At 52.6% G+C, this 21,784-nt stretch carries 23 protein-coding genes, 1 other RNA gene and 1 riboswitch; of the genes, 21 read left to right on the top strand and 3 right to left on the bottom strand.

Annotated elements, in window-relative coordinates; all coding sequences use genetic code 11:
- Positions 1-138: 138 nt before the first annotated feature.
- The 15 genes from IPP66_21990 to IPP66_21920 all read left to right on the top strand — a co-directional run bounded on the left by IPP66_21990 (position 139) and on the right by IPP66_21920 (position 12,905).
- Positions 139-789 (top strand): FHA domain-containing protein, encoded by a 651-nt coding sequence (locus IPP66_21990; protein ID MBK9927952.1) that lies wholly within the window; start codon positions 139-141, stop codon positions 787-789.
- Positions 790-903: 114 nt separating this feature from the next.
- Positions 904-1,764, top strand: coding sequence for a hypothetical protein (locus IPP66_21985; GenBank protein ID MBK9927951.1), 861 nt, complete (start codon positions 904-906; stop codon positions 1,762-1,764).
- 84 nt (positions 1,765-1,848) lie between these two features.
- Positions 1,849-2,397 carry a hypothetical protein gene (locus IPP66_21980; GenBank protein MBK9927950.1) on the top strand — a complete coding sequence of 183 codons (549 nt, stop codon included), beginning with the start codon at positions 1,849-1,851 and terminating at the stop codon, positions 2,395-2,397.
- Positions 2,373-3,350 (top strand): hypothetical protein, encoded by a 978-nt coding sequence (locus tag IPP66_21975; GenBank protein ID MBK9927949.1) that lies wholly within the window; start codon positions 2,373-2,375, stop codon positions 3,348-3,350. The genes IPP66_21980 and IPP66_21975 overlap by 25 nt, the downstream gene beginning before the upstream one ends.
- An 84-nt stretch (positions 3,351-3,434) precedes the next feature.
- A complete protein-coding gene (locus tag IPP66_21970) occupies positions 3,435-3,980 on the top strand; it encodes a sigma-70 family RNA polymerase sigma factor (GenBank protein ID MBK9927948.1) in 546 nt (181 codons plus the stop codon).
- Entirely contained in the window at positions 3,973-5,229 is a 1,257-nt protein-coding gene (locus tag IPP66_21965) for a hypothetical protein (protein ID MBK9927947.1), read from the top strand. Before IPP66_21970 ends, IPP66_21965 begins: the two co-directional genes overlap by 8 nt.
- A 139-nt stretch (positions 5,230-5,368) precedes the next feature.
- Positions 5,369-6,982, top strand: a complete 1,614-nt coding sequence (locus tag IPP66_21960) for an ATP-binding protein (protein ID MBK9927946.1) — start codon at positions 5,369-5,371, stop codon at positions 6,980-6,982.
- A 25-nt stretch (positions 6,983-7,007) separates the two neighbouring features.
- The gene (locus IPP66_21955) at positions 7,008-7,907 is read left to right on the top strand and encodes a hypothetical protein (protein ID MBK9927945.1); all 900 of its coding nucleotides are present in this window, start codon (positions 7,008-7,010) and stop codon (positions 7,905-7,907) included.
- Positions 7,908-7,976: 69 nt separating this feature from the next.
- Positions 7,977-8,567: an isoprenylcysteine carboxylmethyltransferase family protein gene (locus tag IPP66_21950; GenBank protein MBK9927944.1), complete on the top strand. Its 591-nt coding sequence runs from the start codon at positions 7,977-7,979 to the stop codon at positions 8,565-8,567.
- Between the two features lie 74 nt (positions 8,568-8,641).
- Positions 8,642-10,120, top strand: a complete 1,479-nt coding sequence (locus IPP66_21945) for a VanW family protein (protein ID MBK9927943.1) — start codon at positions 8,642-8,644, stop codon at positions 10,118-10,120.
- On the top strand, positions 10,092-10,649 hold the full coding sequence (locus IPP66_21940; GenBank protein MBK9927942.1) for a hypothetical protein: 558 nt from the start codon (positions 10,092-10,094) through the stop codon (positions 10,647-10,649). Before IPP66_21945 ends, IPP66_21940 begins: the two co-directional genes overlap by 29 nt.
- 2 nt (positions 10,650-10,651) lie before the next feature.
- Positions 10,652-10,870, top strand: coding sequence for a Trm112 family protein (locus tag IPP66_21935; protein ID MBK9927941.1), 219 nt, complete (start codon positions 10,652-10,654; stop codon positions 10,868-10,870).
- A gap of 1 nt (position 10,871) precedes the next feature.
- The gene (locus IPP66_21930; GenBank protein ID MBK9927940.1) at positions 10,872-11,450 is read left to right on the top strand and encodes a HEAT repeat domain-containing protein; all 579 of its coding nucleotides are present in this window, start codon (positions 10,872-10,874) and stop codon (positions 11,448-11,450) included.
- Positions 11,451-11,455: 5 nt separating this feature from the next.
- Positions 11,456-12,517, top strand: a complete 1,062-nt coding sequence (locus IPP66_21925) for an LCP family protein (protein MBK9927939.1) — start codon at positions 11,456-11,458, stop codon at positions 12,515-12,517.
- Positions 12,498-12,905 carry a LytR C-terminal domain-containing protein gene (locus tag IPP66_21920; GenBank protein MBK9927938.1) on the top strand — a complete coding sequence of 136 codons (408 nt, stop codon included), beginning with the start codon at positions 12,498-12,500 and terminating at the stop codon, positions 12,903-12,905. Before IPP66_21925 ends, IPP66_21920 begins: the two co-directional genes overlap by 20 nt.
- Positions 12,906-12,993: 88 nt before the next feature.
- Here the strand turns inward: IPP66_21920 and IPP66_21915 are convergent, their stop codons facing one another.
- From IPP66_21915 to ffs, 3 genes are all read right to left on the bottom strand, one after another.
- Complete coding sequence (locus IPP66_21915; protein MBK9927937.1) at positions 12,994-13,869, bottom strand: hypothetical protein; 876 nt, start codon at positions 13,867-13,869, stop codon at positions 12,994-12,996.
- Complete coding sequence (locus IPP66_21910) at positions 13,866-14,216, bottom strand: hypothetical protein (protein ID MBK9927936.1); 351 nt, start codon at positions 14,214-14,216, stop codon at positions 13,866-13,868. Before IPP66_21910 ends, IPP66_21915 begins: the two co-directional genes overlap by 4 nt.
- A 7-nt stretch (positions 14,217-14,223) precedes the next feature.
- Positions 14,224-14,322, bottom strand: an RNA gene (gene ffs / locus IPP66_21905) — signal recognition particle sRNA small type.
- Positions 14,323-14,471: 149 nt separating this feature from the next.
- A riboswitch (cyclic di-GMP riboswitch) is annotated at positions 14,472-14,587 on the top strand.
- A gap of 54 nt (positions 14,588-14,641) precedes the next feature.
- On the opposite strand from ffs, the gene IPP66_21900 reads away from it, so the two are divergent.
- The 6 genes from IPP66_21900 (at position 14,642) to IPP66_21875 (ending at position 21,769) form a co-directional block, all read left to right on the top strand.
- Positions 14,642-20,341, top strand: a complete 5,700-nt coding sequence (locus tag IPP66_21900) for a DUF11 domain-containing protein (protein MBK9927935.1) — start codon at positions 14,642-14,644, stop codon at positions 20,339-20,341.
- Positions 20,338-20,658: a hypothetical protein gene (locus IPP66_21895; GenBank protein MBK9927934.1), complete on the top strand. Its 321-nt coding sequence runs from the start codon at positions 20,338-20,340 to the stop codon at positions 20,656-20,658. Before IPP66_21900 ends, IPP66_21895 begins: the two co-directional genes overlap by 4 nt.
- Entirely contained in the window at positions 20,639-20,941 is a 303-nt protein-coding gene (locus IPP66_21890) for a hypothetical protein (protein MBK9927933.1), read from the top strand. Before IPP66_21895 ends, IPP66_21890 begins: the two co-directional genes overlap by 20 nt.
- Positions 20,938-21,336, top strand: coding sequence for a hypothetical protein (locus IPP66_21885; protein ID MBK9927932.1), 399 nt, complete (start codon positions 20,938-20,940; stop codon positions 21,334-21,336). The genes IPP66_21890 and IPP66_21885 overlap by 4 nt, the downstream gene beginning before the upstream one ends.
- Entirely contained in the window at positions 21,317-21,469 is a 153-nt protein-coding gene (locus tag IPP66_21880; protein ID MBK9927931.1) for a hypothetical protein, read from the top strand. Before IPP66_21885 ends, IPP66_21880 begins: the two co-directional genes overlap by 20 nt.
- A 69-nt stretch (positions 21,470-21,538) precedes the next feature.
- Positions 21,539-21,769 carry a hypothetical protein gene (locus tag IPP66_21875; protein MBK9927930.1) on the top strand — a complete coding sequence of 77 codons (231 nt, stop codon included), beginning with the start codon at positions 21,539-21,541 and terminating at the stop codon, positions 21,767-21,769.
- Positions 21,770-21,784 lie beyond the last annotated feature (15 nt).

The following is a 21,784-nucleotide window of genomic DNA, read 5'->3' as shown; positions in this document are numbered from 1 at the left end:
GATGGATCGCTTTGTTGCTTAGCATTGAACGCAAGTTGGTTTCGGCGTGTTCCTGCGCAAATGCTTGTGTTTCTACTATAGTATTATAATATACGACCACATGTATTCGGGTTATTATTCCTTGAAAAAGAGATATTCATGATGACACAGGAAGATTCTCCATTGCTGGTAGCGCAGGAAGGGCCTTTGAAAGGTCAGCGCTGGCAGTTAAGCAAAACAATTGTATTAGGACGTGAGCCAACCTGCGATGTGGTGATCTCAGACCGCCAGATATCACGATATCATGCACGTCTGACGCCGACTGCCGAGGGTGTGATCCTTGAAGACCTTGGGAGTAAGAACGGCACGCATCATAACGGAACCTCTCTAACTGCTCCTGTCGTATTGCAGGATGGTGACATGTTGTCTGTTGCGATGGCCCAGCAATTTGTGTTCCTGATCTCTGACGCAACGACTCCGTTGGTGGAAGGTACGCCTCCGTCTGGACGTTTGATGATGGACTTGAAGTCGCGTCGTGTGTGGGTCAATCATCAGCAGATCGTCCCGCCTCTTTCTGCGCAACAGTTCAAGTTGTTGTGGTTACTGTATGAGAATAAAGGAGAGGTGGTGAGCCGCCCTGACCTTGTGGCAATCGTATGGGGAGAAGATCAATCTGCCGGAGTGTCAGACCAGGCCCTTGATGCGTTGATCCGCCGCCTGCGAGATCGCATCTCTTCACTTGATCCCTCTCACCAATATATCGATACCGTGCGTGGACACGGGATACGGCTCGACAACCCATCTGCATGACAATTTTCGCCTCTCGCAAAACGCGGGAGGTTTTTTTATTTGCCCGTAACCTTTCCCTACCTCCGACGACTATTGAGATGTAATCAGTTTCAAACTTAATTTCGGAGGTTCATAATGTTAAAGTCAAAACGTTTCATCATGTCGGTCTTAGTTATAGGGGCTTACTTATTGAATGCGTGTAGCGGAGCGGGCGTTGCCCCCAAGAATGTGGACAACTCTCAAAGCGGACAATCGCGTGAGGTTGTCTTCACTGGGACTGTCGAATCGATTGGCGATGGTCAGTTGGTGATCAGTGGGCAACAGGTTTCCGTGGATGCAAGTGTGCTCGCGGCTTCGAACGTTCAGGTTGGCGACACTGTAAAAGTGGAAGCTAATGTCTCATCAGATGGTTCGGTTGTGGTCTTGAAGATCGAAGGCTCAGGCCCCGACGACGGCAATGCGAATTCCAATGACGCGAACGCCAATGATGACAATGCAAATGCGAACGCGAATGCCAACATGAACGATAATACCAACGATAACAGCAATGGAAATGGCAATGCCAACAGCAATGATGCGCCTACCGGCCCTGAACAGGAACTCTTCGGCGTAGTGGAAGCCATTACAGCTGACACGATCACGATCGGTGGTGTAACATATAATCTGGCGAACTTCACTGAATTCAAGAACATTGTAGCAATTGGCGATCAGGTCAAGATCCATGTGATCGTCAACGCGGATGGAACCTTCACGATCCGTGAGATTGAAAAGCCTGCTGGCACAGGAATCGGCGGTAATTCCAATGGTAATGGCAATGACGATAACTCCAATTCCAATGGCAGTGACGACAACTCCAACTCAAATGGTAGTGATGACAACTCCAACCAGAACTCCAATGAAGATAACCACAACGACAATGACTCTGGCGGTAATTCGAACAGTAACGATGATGATAGCGGTGGTGGCAGTAACTCGAATTCAAACAACAACGATTAACCTTTAGTCATAGGTGAGATAATTACAAATGGGACATCTGGAGAACACTCCAGATGTCCTATTCTCCAAGATGTGAACAACAATATGCAAAAGCGACTCCACTCTACTCTACCCGCCATCGGACTTTTTCTTCTGTTCGTACTATGTATGGCTCTCATCCAATTTGCCACGCCTGATATGCCCGATAACGATGGCTTCTATCACATCAAGTTGGCATGGCTCATGCGCACAGAAGGATTGAAACCTGATTTCCCCTGGTTGCCACTTTCGATCTTGAATCAACAGCAATATTACGATCATCATTTTCTTTTCCATGTGGCACTGATCCCTTTTACGTATTTTGCTGATCTGCGCGTCGGTGCCAAGTGGGCCGCCGTTATTTTTTCAAGTATCGCATTTCTTGTCGTGTGGTTTCTTTTTCATCGTCAACGTGTGCCGTATGCATGGTTATGGGCGTTGGCTTTGTTGGGAATTTCAGATGCGTTCCTCTATCGTATGAGCGTGACGCGCGCTGGGTCGCTTTCTCTTGCCGTGCTTGCGCTTGCAGTGCTCTGGCTTGTTGAAAAAAAAATAAGCATCTTGCTGTTCTGTCGTTTATTTATGTTTGGATGTACGATGCTTTTCCACTCCTGATCGCGTTTGCTGTTTTATATGTCCTTGCGGTTGCATTGATCGAGCATCGCCTTGAATATAAGCCTTTACTGTTTGTCGCGGGCGGTATTTTGCTTGGCATGCTCATCAATCCATATTTTCCAGACAACATTATTTTTTCATATCGTCACATGTTGCCGAAGTTGACAGAAGCTACATCTGTCCGGGTTGGCAACGAGTGGTTCCCGTACGATACGAAACAAATCCTTGAGAACTCATTTCCATCGCTCATCGCATTGGTCAGCGGGATGTTTGCTCTTGGACTCTCCGGTAAAAAAATGGATGTGCGGACCGCCTTTTCTTTGCTCGTTGCATTGCTTTTTGGACTCATGCTCTTGCAAGCGCGCCGGTTTGTGGAATATTTCCCGCCGTTCGCGTTGGTCTTCGCTGCTTTCGCATGGTCGCCTCTTCTCATGGACCCTGAACCTGCTTCCGTTTCTTCAGCCGAGTCTCCCCTCAAGCGGATTCTCGCGAACCTGCCCGCGATTCTGTTGTCGGTGGCTGTAGCTGTCAGTATCGCCAGATCAGTTCCTCGGGCGCGTGAAGCGATTGATACATCCAAATCATATGAACTGTATGCGGGAGCGTCTCATTGGCTGGAAGCCAATACCCCGGCTGGGTCACGCGTCTTTCAGACAGACTGGGATGATTTCCCGCGTTTGTTCTATTACAACACGCACAATACATACTTGATCGGTCTCGACCCAACGTATATGCAGTTGTATGATGCGGATCTGTACGATCAATGGGTTCTTGTCACGCAAGGAAATGTGGATGCCCCATCGAAAATTATTGCCAGTGTATTTGGTTCGCAATATGTGCATACCGACTTGAAGCATGGAAACTTTATGAAAGCCGCCGCCAAGGATCCCGGGCTAAAAGAAGTGTATCGTGACGACCAGGCTGTCATCTATGAAGTGATCGCATTGCCGTGAGTTTTTCTTTTGGGATGTTATACTAAAATGCAAGTTGCAGTACCATTTTTTATAGCAAGCATAATGCGAGGGAATACTCGAACCATGTCTTATGAAGAACAAGGCGCATTGAAAGGGTTGCAAAAGTTGGATTCGCAATCCATCGGCGCCATATACGATCAATATTTTGTTGAGGTCCATCGTTACGTCCGTTACCGGGTGAACGATGATGCCGTTGCGGAGGATATTGCCAGCGATGTGTTCATGCGCTTGCTCGAAGCCTCGCAAAAAGGGCAGGGACCGCAGACCAACCTCAAAGGTTGGCTGATCGCCACAGCCTCCAACGCTGTGAACGATCATTTGCGCCGCAAGTATCGCAGGCCCACAGAAGCATTGTCAGACGCGATGCCCGATGCGGTTACGAGCGTCAACGCTGAAGTGGATTTACGTGAACAAAACCGGGTTGTGCAACAGGCCTATGCCCAGTTGACCGACGAACAACAACACGTCTTAGCTTTGAGGTTTAATCAGGGATATTCCCTCGAAGAAACTGCATTGTATATGAAGAAAAAAGTAAATGCCGTGAAGGCCCTCCAATTTAGAGCGCTCGCATCGCTCCAGCGAATGATTGGGGAGGTGAGTTATGAATAATTTATATGAAGCTTTAGAAGTTTGTTTAAATGAGATCGAACAAGGCGCGGATGTAGATACCGTTCTCTTCCGTTATCCTGAATTGGCCGATGAACTTCGTCCTATCCTTGAAACGTCTGTAAAGGCAAAAGAGATGGCTGTGCCTGCTCCTTCACAGGAAGTGGTTCGAAGGAATCGCGCAAAATTGCTTCAGCGTGCTTCTGAGATGCGTGAGGCGAAGAATTCCCCGGCTTCCCGCCGTATTTGGTCCGTGCCGTTGCGACGTGCGTTGGTGAGTTTGATGGTCGTGACAATGTTGTTCGTGAGTAGTACGGGGCTTGTCCGTGCATCATCAAACACTTTGCCTGGCGATAATCTCTATCCCGTCAAGCGTACTTGGGAGGACGTGCTGTTGCTCTTTACGTTCGACCCAACTCGTCGTGGAGAATTAGAACTCGAGCATGAGACTGAACGTCTGGACGAAGTGCATGAACTCTTCACAGCGGGACGCTCTGTGCCTGTGGACTTTTCTGGATATGTCACGCGTCAAAACGGGACCGAGTGGCGGGTGGCCGGTGTAACAATTGTGATCTCATCTGACACCATTCTGCCAAGCCCGCAAGTACAAGTTGGTGATGCTGTGCGTATACAAGGCCAGACGAGAAGCGACAAGAGTATCGATGCATCTCGGATTGAGTTGGTTTCTCCCGGTTCCATCGTGCCGGAAGTGGAAGATCTCGAGGATGATGGCGCTCATCAATCTCAAGAGACGGATCAGTCCGGTGGGGAGGACTCAGACAACGAGTCCGAAGGTGAAGCGACTGTTGTTCCTACATCCAAAACCCCCGTCCCGACAAAGGTCAAAGTTGAAGCAACCAAGACGGAAGATAAATCCATAGAAGGCAAGGTTGTCTCCATCGAAAATGATTTCATCGTGGTGAACGGCATCTTGATGAACATTGCCACGGCGGAAGTCAAAGGCACTCCAAGTGTTGGCGCGGCGGCAAAGGTGGAAGGCTATTACAATACAAATGGCGTGTTTATTGTCACGAAGATCGAGTTCGAGAAAAGTGGGTCGGGTGGTGGTTCTGACTCTGGTGATAACGACACAAACACCAATATAAACACGAACACAAATACGAATACCAACACCAACACGAATAGTAATACCAACTCTGACGACAGCAATAACAATGACTCCAATAGTAATGATGACAATAGCAATGACAGTGGAGGGGGAAGCGGATCTGGTGGCGGTGGAGATGATTGATGAAATTTGCGGAGGCGACCCCTCCGCAAATTTTTTAAAGTCAGTTCCTTGTGCGATGGTATATAATGCCCGTGACGGGTATAAAATCAGGTACAAGTATCATCTTCTTGTATAAACCAACTCGCGCAGGAGACACACAATGACCGACGCAAACTTTTACCTTGGACGCGCGTACGACCCTATCAAGCAAACTGTTTCGAACACACAAGCAACCTACGATCCCGCTGACCTGACCACCCATGCAGTTGTCACCGGTATGACCGGCTCGGGTAAAACAGGTTTGTGCATTGGGCTTCTTGAAGAAGCCGCATTGAAGGGCATCCCTGCCATAATTATCGACCCAAAAGGCGACCTCACGAATTTATTGTTGCACTTTCCTGATCTTGCCCCGCAAGATTTTCAACCCTGGCTTGACGCAGAACAGGCTCGCCGCGCAGGAAAGACAATCGAACAGGCTTCGATGGAAGCGTCGCTGAATTGGCGCAATGGATTGAACGAGTGGGGCATCACACAGGAACGTGTGTTGGCGCTCAAGAACGCCGCACAATTTTCCGTCTTTACGCCCGGCTCTGACGCGGGCATTCCTGTTAGTGTTTTATCATCGCTCGCCGCGCCCGAAATCCCTTGGAATGAAAATCGTGAAGTGTTGCGTGAGAAGATCGCGAGCACAGTCACAGCATTGCTTGGGCTTGTTGGTTATGATGATATCGATCCCCTTCGTTCGCGCGAACATATTCTGCTCGCCAATATTTTCGAGAATGCCTGGAGTCAGGGCAAGAGCGTGGACCTGACCGAACTCATTCTGCAAACCCAAACGCCTCCGTTCGATAAACTTGGCGCTTTCCCCGTCGATACTTTCTTCCCTGCCAAAGATCGCATGGAACTTGCGATGGTCTTGAACAATATCCTTGCGTCACCAGCGTTTGAAACATGGCGCGAAGGCCAGCCACTTGATATTGGCTCCATGCTTTACACCGAAGATAAACGTCCGCGCCACAATATTTTCTATATCGCCCATCTCTCCGATGCTGAGCGTATGTTCTTTGTCACGCTCTTGCTGGCATCTGTCGAAACATGGATGCGCACCCAAAGCGGCGCAACATCATTGCGCGCTCTCCTCTACATGGATGAAATTTTTGGTTACCTGCCTCCCTCACGCAACCCAGCCTCCAAGCAGCCTCTTCTCCGTATGTTGAAACAAGCGCGTGCCTTTGGCCTCGGCCTTTTGCTCGCCACCCAAAACCCTGTGGACGTGGATTACAAGGCCCTCTCCAACGCGGGCACATGGTTCATTGGCAAACTCCAAACCGAACAGGATAAGAACCGTCTGCTCGATGGGCTCGAAAGTGCGGCAGGCGGCGTTCCGCGAAATACCTTTGATAAGTTGATCTCCACGCTTGGTAAACGCGTTTTCATTTTGCATAACGTCCACGAGAAAGCACCTCAACTTTTTCAAACCCGTTGGACGATGAACTACCTCGCTGGCCCTCTCACACGGACTCAGATTCCCGCACTCAATAAACTTGCCAACGCGATGGCATCGCCTCAGACTCAACCGAAGCCTGTTGCCTCCATCTCAATCCTTTTCTACGCCTGTATCAGAATCCCCTTCTTTTATGGCTACGGCCCCTCAAAGGGTCTCAAATCGTCAATCGCAAATCGTAAATCCAAAATCAGACGGCAGTCAAACCAAACCTCCTGTCCCTGCCGCGATCAAGGAATATTTCCTTCCGCAAAATCACAGTTTACCTGAAGCATTCAAAGCCGCGAATCAACCCATGCCATCCGAAGCGCAGATCGAGGGTGTCATCTACCGTCCAGCCTTGGTCGCCTCTGCCCAAGTGAGACTTCTCGACCGCAAACTCGGTGTGGATAGCGAGGTCTCTCGCGCGGCATTTATCCAAGCCCCTGAAAAGCGAAGTTCCGTGCGATGGGAAGAATATGCCTTCAATGGCAAATTGCTTGAAAATACCGACCCATCACCTGTGCCTTCATCAAGATTTGGCACAATTGATACACCCTTGAATGATGCAAAGTTAATGACCGCGCTTCAAAAGGACTTTGCCGATTGGGTGCAGAGGAATTCATCTGTTACTGCACGGGCGAATCAGGCACTCAAAGTGTTTGCAGGTCCCGATGTCACACAGGCCGAATTCATGCGGGCTTGTGCTGAGGCCGCCCGAACTGCCCGCGATGCAGAGTTCAATAAACTTGCCGCGAAGATTGACCGCCAGATCGCAACGCTCGAAGATAAACTCAGCCGTGAGGAGCGGGAACTACGTCAGGATGAGGCGGAGCTTGCTCAAAGGAAGATGGAAGCGATGGGCACTCATGCCGAAAACGTCCTTGGGTTGTTCACGGGCAGTCGCAGTACACGCAAGCTGTCGTCATCTTTGACGAAACACCGCATGACCGAACAAGCTAAAGCCGATGTGGATGAATCCATCGAAGCGATCGCGCAGTTCAAACAGCAGTTAGCCGACCTTGATAAAGAACGTCTGCGTCTTGCAGAAGAACTTAATAGTAAATGGGGTAGTGTAGTGAGTGACACATCCGAGGTCACTGTTGCTCCCAAGAAAACGGACGTGTTCATCAATCTCTTTGGTGTCGCCTGGGTTCCGTATTACCTCGTCCGAACCGGTGCAGAGACCATCGAACTGTCTGCTTTTGGCGAATAGTGATTTTTTGGAGTCGCCAGCTTGCTGGCGAACGCGGGAGCAAGCTGGCGACTCCAAATGAAAGGCGTTATGTTCTGGTTGATTCTTGCCGTTATTTTGTGGGGTGTTGTCCATTCTGTGATGGCCTCGATGGCATTCAAGGACTTCCTCCGCCGTAGGTTGGGTAATGGCTTTATGCGGGCCTATCGCTTGTCCTATAATATTTTCTCTGCGATTAGCTTTGCTCCGATCCTGTATTTGATGGCGACTTTGCCAAACAACGACTTGTATCAAGTCCCTTCTCCGTGGAGCTATCTCATGTTGGCGGGGCAGGGGTTCTGTGTGGCGTTTCTATTTATTGCTGTATTACAGACGGACACACTCTCGTTCGTTGGGTTACGTCAATTGTTCGAGGACGAGAAAGCTGGCAAGCTGGTGACGAAAGGCTTTTACCGTTTTATGCGTCATCCTCTGTATACGTTTGGATTGCTCATTCTCTGGCTTTCTCCAAGTGTGACCGTCAATTCATTTGTAGTCTACGTTGCGCTGACAGTTTATATCTTTGTTGGGGCCTTTTTCGAAGAACGAAAGCTTCTGCGTGAGTTTGGGCAGGAATATGCAGATTACAGATCTGTAACACCTATGATCGTCCCTGGTTTGAAGTTTAATGGGAACAAATAATTTCCATACTCCGTTAAGTTGATACTCATCACAAGTTAATTTGATTCGGTTTACGCAAGGTATAATTTTCCGTAATGGCTACAGTATCCCAACCTTATGAACGCACTCCTGTCATACCACAGGTTGTTGCCGCCCTTATTAGCGGCATAACCCTGTTCTTTATTGCTTTAATCGTATGGACCGTGGGCTATCAACTCGTTTACGCGGGACGCATCTTCCCCGGTGTTTCTGTGGCGGGTGTTGATCTTTCTGGTATGAATCCGTCCGATGCGGCGGTGAAGTTGAACCAAGCCTTGTCTTATCCCATCACTGGGAAGATTTTGTTCAAGGATGGTGAAAAGGCTTGGGTGGCGACTCCGGCAGAATTAGGCATGGTCTTTGATCCGTCGTCCAGCGCTGTATCAGCCTATCGGTTTGGAAGAAGCGGTGGGATATTCGGTGCGCTGGCCGGTCAAATGCAGGCCCTTGGCAATGGGACGAACGTCCAGCCTGTTATTGTTTTCGATCAACGAGTTGCGTATCAATATTTACGTCAGATCAGTGTGCAAGTAGATCAGCCCATGCGTGAAGGTGGTCTGAGTTTGGAAGGTACGAATGTGGTTGCAACACCCGGCCAAACCGGGCGGGAACTCAAGATCGATGCCACGCTCGTGTATCTTGGCGCACAATTGCAAACGTTCAGCGATGGCGAAGTGCAACTCGTGATTCAGGAACTCAAGCCACAGGTTGTCGATGTGAGCGCGCAGGCTGACGTGGCGCGTGGCATATTGAGCCAGCCTCTGACCCTTGTTTTGCCAGATAACAGCGAGAGCAACCCCGGCCCGTTTGTGTACGATGTGCAAATACTGGCGAATATGCTTGGTGTGCAAAACACGGCTGATGGTGTGCAGGTGGTTCTCAATACAAAGGGACTGGCTGATATGCTGGAGCCTGTCAAAACCCGCACAGATCGCCCAGCCAAGAATGCTAAATTTATTTTCAACGATGAAACCCGTCAGCTTGAGCCAATTGAACAATCACAAACCGGTTTGGTCTTGGATGTGGATGCGACTGTAAAGGCTATCAATGAATCATTGTTGCGTGGTGAACATACCGTGCAATTGATCGTCAAGGTAGATCAACCTAAAATTCCATCTACCATCACCGGCGCTGAATTGGGAATCACAGAGTTGATCGGGCAGGAAACTTCTTATTTCTACGGTTCGAGCGCGGAACGTATTCAAAACATCGAAGCGGCCGCCGCGCGTTTTCATGGTGTGTTGGTTGCGCCGGGAGAAACCTTCTCAATGGGCGCCACAATGGGCGACGTGAGTCTTGAAAATGGATTTGCCGAAGCGCTGATCATTTATGGCGGACGCACGATCAAGGGCGTGGGTGGCGGTGTGTGTCAGGTCAGCACAACGTTATTCCGCGCGGCATTCAACGCCGGCTTCCCCATCGTGGAACGCTACTCGCATGCCTATCGCGTATCTTATTATGAAAAAGACATCAGCGGAGCGGTTGACCCATCCCTTGCGGGCTTGGATGCAACGGTCTATTTTCCCCCTCGTTGATTTCAAATTCAAGAACGATACTCCCTATTGGATTCTGATGGAAACCTACATGGGCAACGGTTCGCTCACCTGGAAGTTCTACTCCACCAGCGACGGACGTACCACCACATGGGAAACAACAGGACCCGTCAATGTTGTCCCGGCGCCCTCGCCCGTTTACGAAGAGAACTCCGATCTCAAAAAGAACGATATGAAGCAAGTGGATTGGGCGGCGAACGGCGCAGATGTCACCGTCACACGCACAGTTATGCGCGATGGCGGCGTACTATTGCAGGACCAGATCACAACCCATTATCAACCCTGGCAGGCTATCTGCGAATATGGACCCGACTCGAAAGACCCTGAAAAACTGGCGAAAGAACAAGCTGGCAAATTCTGTGGTAACGACTTTAGTCGGTTGCTACCTGCGCCGTCCTCAGCGCAGGGTTTACTCGGAAAACGCCGCCGAGGACGGCGGCTGAGCATAATTTGTAGTACCGACTTCAGTCGTTACGATGGTAAAATCCCACGCTGTTTGGAAATGGAGTAAACATGGTCAACGAAACCCTCAAAGAAATTCTACGCTGTCCGAATTGTGTACGCACCACAGGCGGCGAACTCAAACTTCACAAGGATGTCTGGTTCATCTGCAACGATTGCGGACGCAAATACCCGGTCATCGACGACATCCCCGTGATGCTGATCGACGAAGGCGATAAATGGGTCAACACCGCCGAAAGCGAATTGCCCGTCCCGCCGCCCTCGAAATAAAGTGAGCGCATTACAGAGTCTGCTGAACGACCTGACCAGTGGAGACGAAGGACGCGCCGAAGACGCAGTCGCTTCACTGATCGAACTGGGTGAAGATGCGATTCCCGCATTATTGGATTTATCCCACTCTTCAAATGTGGACTCTCGCTGGTGGGCATTACGCACCCTCGCAACCTCGCCTCACTCTCGGACCGAATGGCTGGTCCCGTTTCTATTGAGCGACTCCTCCCCGGAAGTTCGTCAGTGTGTGGCGCTTGGGCTGGCTGTCAAACCCGATGAAAGCGCGACCCAGCCTCTCGTCCAGGCATTGAGCGATGAAGATGGCATGGTTGCAAGTCTGGCGGCGAATGCGTTGGTCAAGATCGGGAGCGTGGCTGTCCCATCCCTCGTTGAAGTTGTGAAGAGTGGAAAGCAGTCTGCGCGGATACATGCGTTACGCGCGCTGGCAGAGATCAAAGACCCGCGTGCCATCCCGATCATGATGAAAGTGATGGAAGAAGAGTCTGTGTTGTTACAACATTGGGCAAAGGAAGGCTTGGAACGCCTTGGCCTGGATATGGTATATATAAAACCGGTATGAAAAATATGAACTTTCTCAAAAACATCAAACGCCCCTCTGTGGGACCAATCATTTTCTGGATCATTGCTGTTGCATTGGCAGTGGCAGGATTCTATTTCGTGCGCAACCTCGTCACCTGTTGGACGATCACGCCCTTACCCGGCGCAACACCCTCCGATTGCGGGACGGTCACTGCCGGTTTGGATGGTCCTGTATTGAACGATGAAGGAACCCCGGTTGCCAGTGTGGAAGAATTACCCACGCCGGTGCCTGTCGTCCCCGAATCGGATATCCCTCCCGCATGGGATGGAGCGAGCCGCATCAACATCCTGTTCATCGGCTTGGACTATCGCGATTGGACGGCAGGCGAAGGCGCGCCGCGTTCCGATACGATGATCCTGTTCACGATCGATCCCCTTACCAAAACAGCGGGCATGCTTTCCATTCCGCGCGATATGTGGGTGAATATCCCGGGCTTTGGGTACAGCCGTATCAATACTGCATATTCCTCCGGCGAAGGAAGCAAATTGCCGGGCGGCGGTCCTGCGCTTGCGATGAAAACGGTGGAGCAATTCCTGGGTGTGCCGGTCCATTATTATGCACAGATCGATTTCTATACGTTCATTGAGTTCATTAACCTGATCGGCGGTATTGATATTTATTCCGATGAGGAATTGAGGCTTGACCCGCTTGGTTCTGGTAAAGATAAATTTATCCTTACTGCTGGCGGTTATCGTCATTTGGATGGTGCCAGGACGCTTGCGTATGCACGTACTCGCAAGACCGAAGGCGGCGATGTTGACCGCGCCAAGCGTCAGCAAAAAGTAATTTTAGGTATTCGTAATCAAGTCTTAGATCCTGCCAATTTCCCGGTATTGCTTGGTAAAGCGCGTCAGTTCTACGAAGAGTTCTCAGCGGGTATTAAGACCAATATGCCTTTCGAAACGGGTATTCAACTGGCTGTGCTTGCAAAAGATATCCCTGTGGAAAGTATCAAGCAAGGTGTGATCGATTACACCATGGCTTCTCTCGATAACACTACGCTTAGGCGGACAGAATGCCAGTATCATGAAACCGTTCCCGGATAAGATCCGTGAATTGCGCGATCAGATATTCACTTCTGGTGGCCCGCTCAGCCCGTTGGCGGCGCAGGGTGATCCGACAACATTGATGAAGTCCGATGCGGCGCGTGTTCGTATTTTGAATGGTTCGTTCACGCAGGGTCTGGATGTGACCACTGGCAATTATTTCCTTGCGCAGGGCATGGCAGTGACTGAAGTAGGCCCGGCAGACCGCGCGTATGATAATACGATTGTCTTTTTGTACTCGCCGAAACTGTATACGTTGAAATATTTGCAGGCTGTGTTTGGCATCTCATCCAGCACGCAGATACGAATACAACCTGACCCCGCGCAGACAGTGGATGTGGAAGTGCGATTGGGAAATGATTGGGCAAATGGCAACCCGATGCCGTAAGTTGATTTTTTAAAAATGACACCGCCACAGAAAAAATCTGCGGCGGTATTTTTTTAACTAACGACTTGGACAATAGAACTTGCCGGAGTTATGGTTGCTGGAAAGTAATTTTGTAACCGCCGAGGAAGTTTTCTCCGCTGGGGGTTTGGCAGGTGGGAGGGATGAGGTCGGTGGCGATCTCGCTTCCCAGTGCTAGTTGCACCGCATGGGATGTATCCGGGAGCATCAGGAAGTCGGCATAGCCGTTGCCGAGTTCCGGCTTCAAGCCAGTAAAGAATTCCTCGCCGCCGGTATCCCATGTGACGATGATCTTGATGCCCGCGAGTTGTCTGCGATTGGGATTAAGAACTACAACTTGCAACAGTCCGTCCGGCAAGTTGGCGTCGCAGACGGTATCGAGCGCGCTCAATTGGAATGGCGCTCCCTGTGTGGGGAGTGCGGTCCGTGTGGGGCGAGGGGTGGGTGAGCTTAGGGTTGTGGTTTGTGTTTCAGCGATGGGTGTTTCAAAAACTTGCGGTGTCTCAGTGACATCGAAGGGAATATCGGCAGGGGATGGGAATGGGGAAATGATCGGTTCAACGTTTACGGGTTCAAAGTTTTCAAGCGTTGGCGCGGCTGTAGATGGAATGAATTCGGTTCCGTTTTCGAGGGCGAAGGCGAGGGCAGCGAGTTGATCGGCTTGGGCGAATTGTCCGCTGGCAATCGTTCTTTGGGCTTGGGCGTTCAAGGCTTCTGTTGGGTTGTTGTCATTTAATAGTGCGAGCCTTGCCTGTGCGCGAGGCAGGTTGCCGGTGGCGGTATAGGATGCGGCGATTGCGGAACGGAATTGATCTTTGAAGTCGGCGCGCAGAACGGCGGGGTTTGTATCGGTCAAATGCAAAGGAGAGATCATCCATGCGTAGGCCAGACCAGCCCCAAGTCCGAGAAGAAGCGCGAGCAATATGTCCCAAGGGAATCGTTTCATTGCAGTATCCCGCTCCATGCTTGCATGGCTGTGACGAGTTCCTGTAGGATGGCGATATCTGAATCGGGGAAGCTGTTTTGGCGGGCGTAGTCTAATGCTTCGGTTGCGATGGCAGAGGGGGATTGGGCGCCGAAGATGGCTAATCGGCGCGCGGCCAGCCCGGGGTCCTGTTCGACGCGGTAGGCTTCGGCTGTCATCAGAACATAATCGGTTTTGTAGCCTGCGTTGAGTGTGTCGGGAGTTAAGTCAAAGTATTCAACAGGGTCTATGAACCAGCCATAGGCGAGGCCGAGCCCGATGCCTGTTGCAAGTGTGATGAGGATGAGTAGGATGCGGGTTGCTTTCATAAGAATATCCGGGCAGGTGACCGGCGGCACCCAGAGACACTCCCGTACCGTTGCTGTCTTTCGACCCTGGCGGGGTTTGGCAGGCTCTGCCGCGCCGGGCCTGCCCGGACGTGGGCAAGCATACTCGAACAGGGAGGTGATGTCAACTTGCTTGATTGTATGTACATGTCTTTTAGCGGTTAACAAGATTGAAAGTTTTAGCCATTGCATCTACATTTTTTGCGTCGTACAATAGCTATGATATTGCAATTAAATATATAAAGCGGATGCGTAGACCCTGGATCTTGAACTGGTCGCTTCTCCTGATGCTTCATCACGTGTTATCAGGTAAGGGTTCAGGCGAGCAAGTAGCGAAACCGACCCGCATGTCGGATAGTTTGATTTAAGCAAAAGATTCAATACTCATCGAAGAGGAATTTGTGACTATGAAACATTTCGCATCATTACTACGCTCGGGCATGATCGTTGTACTATTGGCTAGTTTCTTCCTGACACCACAATCTGCGCAAGCATCTTCGCCCGGTAATGATGGTGCAGTGACAATCACCGTTGCCAACACAATCGTTAATAGATATACGTCATTGGCGGCTAATGCGGCGGCGGGGAGTACAAGCCTGAGCGTGGCTAGTGCCGCGGCGCTGAATGTAGCGCCCGGTGACTTGATCCTGATCATTCAAATGCAGGGCGCAAGCATTGACACCAGTGTCAACACTGCGGCTTGGGGTGCAGTTACCGCTTACAACAACGCGGGAAATTATGAATTTGCAACTGTCTACAGCGTCAGCGGCAATACGATCAATCTCTCTCCATGCGGACCTTTTTTACAGCGCAGTTATACTGCCAGCGGGAAAGTTCAAGTCATCCGTGTGCCGCAATATAGCACGTTGACCATCAATGCCGGAGCATCCATTGGTGCGCCGGCTTGGAATGGAAGCACGGGCGGTGTGGCGGCAGTGGTGGCTCAAACTACAGTCACTATAAACGGTAGTATTAATGTGGTCGGCATGGGTTTTCGTGGCGGTGTTCGTGAAAACAACACAACTGCTTTCCCGGCGACTATGCCGGATTATGCTTTTACGGATGCAGGCGGTGGACAAAACTCTGGCGCTCAAAAAGGAGAAAGCATTGCAGGTTTTACAGCAGATTATGATGCTTTAGGCGGCGCTTTTCCAGGTGGTTATGGACGTGGAGCCCCTGCCAATGGCGGCGGCGGCGGTAACGCTCATAATGCGGGCGGCGGCGGCGGCGCCAATGGATATAACGGAATTGCCTGGAATGGTCAGGGTAACCCGAATAACAGTGTTGCAGGGTGGGTCACTGCCTGGGGTTTTGATCCAACTTTAACGAGCGCAACCACTTCCTCTGGCGGTGGTCGCGGTGGTTACACCTATTCTGCCGCTAATCTTAATGCCACAACTGCGGCTGGTGCGCCTGGACTGGTTGGCTGGGGCGGTGATAACCGGCAGGAAAGAGGCGGTTTGGGTGGTCGTCCGTTGATTGGCTTACCGGTTGGCGCGGACACTAGCAATCATATTTTCTTTGGCGGTGGCGGTGGCGCGGGCGATGGTAACGATAACGCCAATGCAAATGGTGGAGCGGGCGGCGGAATCGTCTTTGTCCTTGCTCCTACGGTCACTGGAACTGGAACGATTAATGCGAGCGGCCAAACTGGCTCAAATACCGTCCCTGGTCATAATGACGCGCCGGGTGGTGGTGGTGGCGGCGGTTCTGTAATCGTCGGCGCGACAACCTTGAGCAGTGTTTCAATTAGTGCGAATGGCGGCAAAGGCGGCAACCAACTGATTGCCCTCGCCGAGTCTGAAGGTCCTGGCGGCGGCGGCAGTGGTGGCGTTGTGGCAACTTCCGGTGGCTTTGTTCCGATTGTTGTCAATGGTGGTGCAAATGGACAGACCGGTTCAACTGCTTTAACCGAATTTCTTCCCAATGGCGCAACTTCCGGTGCGGCGGGGAATACTTCGATCATAGTCCCCACCATTCCCAACCAGACTTGTATCGGTGTTGCCAAAACCGTTACGAATGTTACTGTTGTTGCCGGTCCTGCTTACGATGTACAGATGGCAGTCCGGGTTGTCAACATGGGCAGTGATCGGTTGACGAATGTACAGGTAACCGATAACCTCTCTACGGTCTTTAGCGCCATCCCAGGCACTACTTTTAATGTAACCGTTGCTCCGGTAGTTACATTCTCACCGGGAGGCGGAACCATTGCCGGTAATGCCGGTTTCAATGGAAATGCAAATACGAATTTACTCACCACCGGAACTTTAAACATTGGCAGTACCGCACTGATCACGTTTACGGTGCGGGTTACTCCGCCGGCTGGTGGACCCTACACTTATAATAACGCGGCGAACGGCACTGGCACAGGCGCAGTAACCGGCAATGTTGTCAACGATACCTCGCAAAACGGTATTAACTCCGACCCGGATGGGGATGGTAATTCGGGCAATAATAACATTCCAACTCCCATCACACTACCGGCGGTCATACCGACAGTTACCAAGGCTTTTGTGCCGAGTCCGGTCAACCCGGGTGTGGCATCCACGCTAACAATTACATTGACCAATCCGTCTGTTGCGGCTCTGACTTCTGCGACAGTAACGGATAACCTGCCCAGCGGACTAACTACTGTCGCTGCGACTGCCGCGACAACCTGCGGTGGTACTGCGAGTCAAACCTCAACTTCTGTTTCGCTTAGCGGCGGCACGATTCCGGCGGCCGGCAACTGTACCTTGAGTGTTCAGGTGACCGGCGCAGGCGGAGGCGCGTATCTCAATACGATTCCGGCTGGTGCGCTGTCGACCAGTGGCGGTGTGAATACTGTCGCCGCTACCAGTACCCTCAACGTGAATAACAGTCCACTCACGGTGGCTAAATCATTTAATCCTGCCAGTATTCCAGTTGGCGGCGTTTCACAATTAACCATTGTCATCACAAACCCTAACACTACTGCTGTGGCGCTGACCAACCCCAATGCATTGACAGATACCTACCCAGCCGGAGTTACCAACGCCGCGGTACCCGCTGGCGCGACTACCTGCGGTGGTACTGTAACAGCGGTGGCTGGTACCGGCACTGTTGTGCTTACCGGCGCAGGCAACAGTGTGCCTGCCAACGGCAGTTGTACCATTACTGTTAATGTAACATCCACCACTCCCGGACCTGCTGTGACGAACACAATTGCGGCTAATGCTGTCCAAACTGTTACGGCCGGATTATCGAATGTGAACCCAGCCACCGCTAGTTTGACTGTCAGTTCGTTACCGCCCGATGTGGTTAAATCCTTTGCGCCAACAACCATTGGTGTAGGTGCAACTTCAACATTGACTTTTACAATTACCAATCCCAACACTACGGCTTTAAACAACATTAGTTTCGTTGATGTTTTACCTGCTGGACTAACGGCAGTCAATGGAAATGCGACTGTCTGTGGCGGTCCTGCGAATAACAGGGTCATCACACTTACAACCACGATTACTGTCACTGGCGGAGTTCTTGCCGGTGGCGCAAACTGTACTTTCAATGTTACTGTCACTGGGACTACTTCGGGTGTAAAGAATAATACAACCGGGGCAGTCAGTTCGACCCAAACGGGCATTGGTCCCACATCAAATACAGCGACCTTGCTGGTAGCGGCTGCGGATTTGAGCATCACAAAAACTGACGGTGTCGCCGCAGTCAACGCAGGTGGCACAACGACTTACACAATCGTTGTCGCGAATGCGGGTCCATCTGCCGCGAATAATGCAGTGTTCACTGATCCGGCGGTTGCAGGATTGACCGCAACTGGCGTGACCTGCGGAACAGCGACGGGCGGCGCGGCATGTCCGGCTGTTCCAGCTACAACGGTGGCATTGATGCAGGGTGCGGGAATCGTAATCCCGACCTTGCCAAGTGGCGGGAGTGTGACCTTTACGGTCAATGCGAATGTAACAGCGGTGGGCGGTACTGTGGCGAACACTGCGTCTGTGGCAACCCCTGCAGGTACAAGCGATCCATTGCCTGGAAATAACTCGGCGACGGATACGGATACAGTGACGCCGATCGCGAACCTGGTGGTGACCAAGACCGACAGTGCCGCGAATGTGAACGCAGGCGGCACGACCACCTATACATTAACTCTGACGAACAACGGCCCGAGCGCCGCGAACAACAGCACGATCCGCGACGCGGCGGCAGCGGGATTAACGAAGACCGGCATCGGGGCATGCACGGCGGCAGGCGGAGCGGTCTGTCCGACAGTGGGAGCGGGCGCGGGCCAGATGAACATCACGAACCTGGAAGCAGGGACGGTGGTGGTGCCGACCCTGCCGAACGGCGGGAGCATCAGCTTCACGGTCACAGTGGACGTGACGGCAACGAGCGGCACAGTGGACAACATCTTCACCGCCACGCCGCCTGCCGGCACCACGGATCCAAGTCCCGCCACAGTGACAGATACCGACACGGTGACGCCGATCGCGAACCTGGTGGTGACCAAGACCGACAGTGCCGCGAATGTGAACGCAGGCGGCACGACCACCTATACATTAACTCTGACGAACAACGGCCCGAGCGCCGCGAACAACAGCACGATCCGCGACGCGGCGGCAGCGGGATTAACGAAGACCGGCATTGGGGCATGCACGGCTGCGGGCGGAGCGGTGTGCCCGACAGTGGGAGCAGGCGCGGGCCAGATGAACATCACGAACCTGGAAGCAGGGACGGTGGTGGTGCCGACCCTGCCGAACGGCGGCAGTATCAGCTTCACGGTCACAGTTGACGTGACCGCAACAAGCGGCACGGTGGACAACATCTTCACCGCCACGCCGCCTGCCGGCACGACCGACCCAAGTCCCGCGACGGTGACAGATACCGACACGGTGACGCCGATCGCGAACCTGGTGGTGACCAAGACCGACAGCGCCGCGAATGTGAACGCAGGTGGCACGACCACCTATACATTAACTCTGACGAACAACGGCCCGAGCGCCGCGAACAACAGCACGATCCGCGATGCAGTTGCGGCAGGCTTATCGAAGACTGGCATTGGGGCATGCACGCCTGCGGGCGGAGCGGTCTGTCCGACGGTGGGAGCAGGTGCCGGGCAGATGAACATCACCAACCTGGAAGCAGGGACGGTGGTGGTGCCGACCCTGCCGAACGGCGGCAGTATCAGCTTCACGGTGACGGCGAACGTCACCGCCACGACTGGCACAGTGGCAAATACATTCACGTCCACGCCGCCAGTAGGCACCACTGATCCGACTCCTGCAACCACAACGGATACCGATACAGTGATCGAAATTGATGCTGTGAATGATACTGGTGCGTCTGTGAATGGCTACACTGGCGGTCAGTCGTTTGCAGATGTATTGATCAACGATACATTGAACGGCAACCCTGCTACATTATTAAATATAAATCTAACTCAAGTCTCAACCACCAATGCAGGCGTGACGTTGAATCCGCTTGACGGTTCGGTGAATGTTGCGGCAGGCACTCCGGCTGGCACTTACACGGTCACGTATCAGATCTGTGATAAAGCCAATCCCTCAATTTGTGATACGGCTACAGTAAGTGTTAACGTAACAGCGGCACCGATCGATGCGGTGGACGATGACTTCACGGGAACGCCTGTGAACGGCCTGACGGGTGGGACGACCGCGACGGTGTACAGCAACGACACATTGAACGGTGCAGCCTTTGCCAACGGGGATGTCACTCCGAGCATCACAGCGGATGGTGGACTGACAGGTGTAGGGATCAACGCGGATGGCACCCTGAGCGTACCGGCAGGCACGGCAGCCGGGACATACACAGTGACGTACCAGATCTGTGAAGTATTGAACGCGACGAACTGCGATCCAGCGGATGTGACCATCCAGGTTGACCCGGCGGTGATCGTAGCGAACGATGACGACTACAGCGGAACGCCTGTGAACGGCCTGACGGGTGGGACGACCGCGACGGTGTACAGCAACGACACATTGAACGGTGCAGCCTTTGCCAACGGGGATGTCACTCCGAGCATCACAGCGGATGGTGGACTGACAGGTGTAGGGATCAACGCGGATGGCACCCTGAGCGTACCGCAGGCACGGCAGCCGGGACATACACAGTGACGTACCAGATCTGTGAAGTATTGAACGCGACGAACTGCGATCCAGCGGATGTGACCATCCAGGTTGACCCGGCGGTGATCGTAGCGAACGATGACGACTACAGCGGAACGCCTGTGAACGGCCTGACGGGTGGGACGACCGCGACGGTGTACAGCAACGACACATTGAACGGTGCAGCCTTTGCCAACGGGGATGTCACTCCGAGCATCACAGCGGATGGTGGACTGACAGGTGTAGGGATCAACGCGAATGGCACCCTGAGCGTACCGGGCAGGCACGGCAGCCGGGACATACACGGTGACGTACCAGATCTGTGAAGTATTGAACGCAACGAACTGCGATACAGCGGATGTGACCATTCAGGTTGACCCGGCGGTGATCGTAGCGAACGATGACGACTACAGCGCGACGCCTGTGAACGGCCTGACGGGTGGGACGACCGCGACGGTGTACAGCAACGACACATTGAACGGTGCAGCCTTTGCCAACGGGGATGTCACTCCGAGCATCACAGCGGATGGTGGACTGACAGGTGTAGGGATCAACGCGGATGGCACCCTGAGCGTACCGGCAGGCACGGCAGCCGGACATACACGGTGACGTACCAGATCTGTGAAGTATTGAACGCGACGAACTGCGATCCAGCGGATGTGACCATCCAGGTTGACCCGGCGGTGATCGTAGCGAACGATGACGACTACAGCGGAACGCCTGTGAACGGCCTGACGGGTGGGACGACCGCGACGGTGTACAGCAACGACACATTGAACGGTGCAGCCTTTGCCAACGGGGATGTCACTCCGAGCATCACAGCGGATGGTGGACTGACAGGTGTAGGGATCAACGCGGATGGCACCCTGAGCGTACCGGCAGGCACGGCAGCCGGGACATACACAGTGACGTACCAGATCTGTGAAGTATTGAACGCGACGAACTGCGATCCAGCGGATGTGACCATCCAGGTTGACCCGGGCGGTGATCGTAGCGAACGATGACGACTACAGCGGAACGCCTGTGAACGGCCTGACGGGTGGGACGACCGCGCCGGTGTACAGCAACGACACATTGAACGGTGCAGCCTTTGCCAACGGGGATGTCACCCGAGCATCACAGCGGATGGTGGACTGACAGGTGTAGGGATCAACGCGGATGGCACCCTGAGCGTACCAGGCAGGCACGGCAGCCGGGACATACACAGTGACGTACCAGATCTGTGAAGTATTGAACGCGACGAACTGCGATCCAGCGGATGTGACCATCCAGGTTGACCCGGCGGTGATCGTAGCGAACGATGACGACTACAGCGGAACGCCTGTGAACGGCCTGACGGGTGGGACGACCGCGACGGTGTACAGCAACGACACATTGAACGGTGCAGCCTTTGCCAACGGGGATGTCACCCGAGCATCACAGCGGATGGTGGACTGACAGGTGTAGGGATCA

Source organism: Candidatus Defluviilinea proxima, from assembly GCA_016721115.1.
GTDB classification, from domain to species: domain Bacteria; phylum Chloroflexota; class Anaerolineae; order Anaerolineales; family Villigracilaceae; genus Defluviilinea; species Defluviilinea proxima.
The sequence above is the reverse complement of the archived record's forward strand: the minus strand, read 5'-3'. Positions and strand labels throughout refer to the sequence as shown.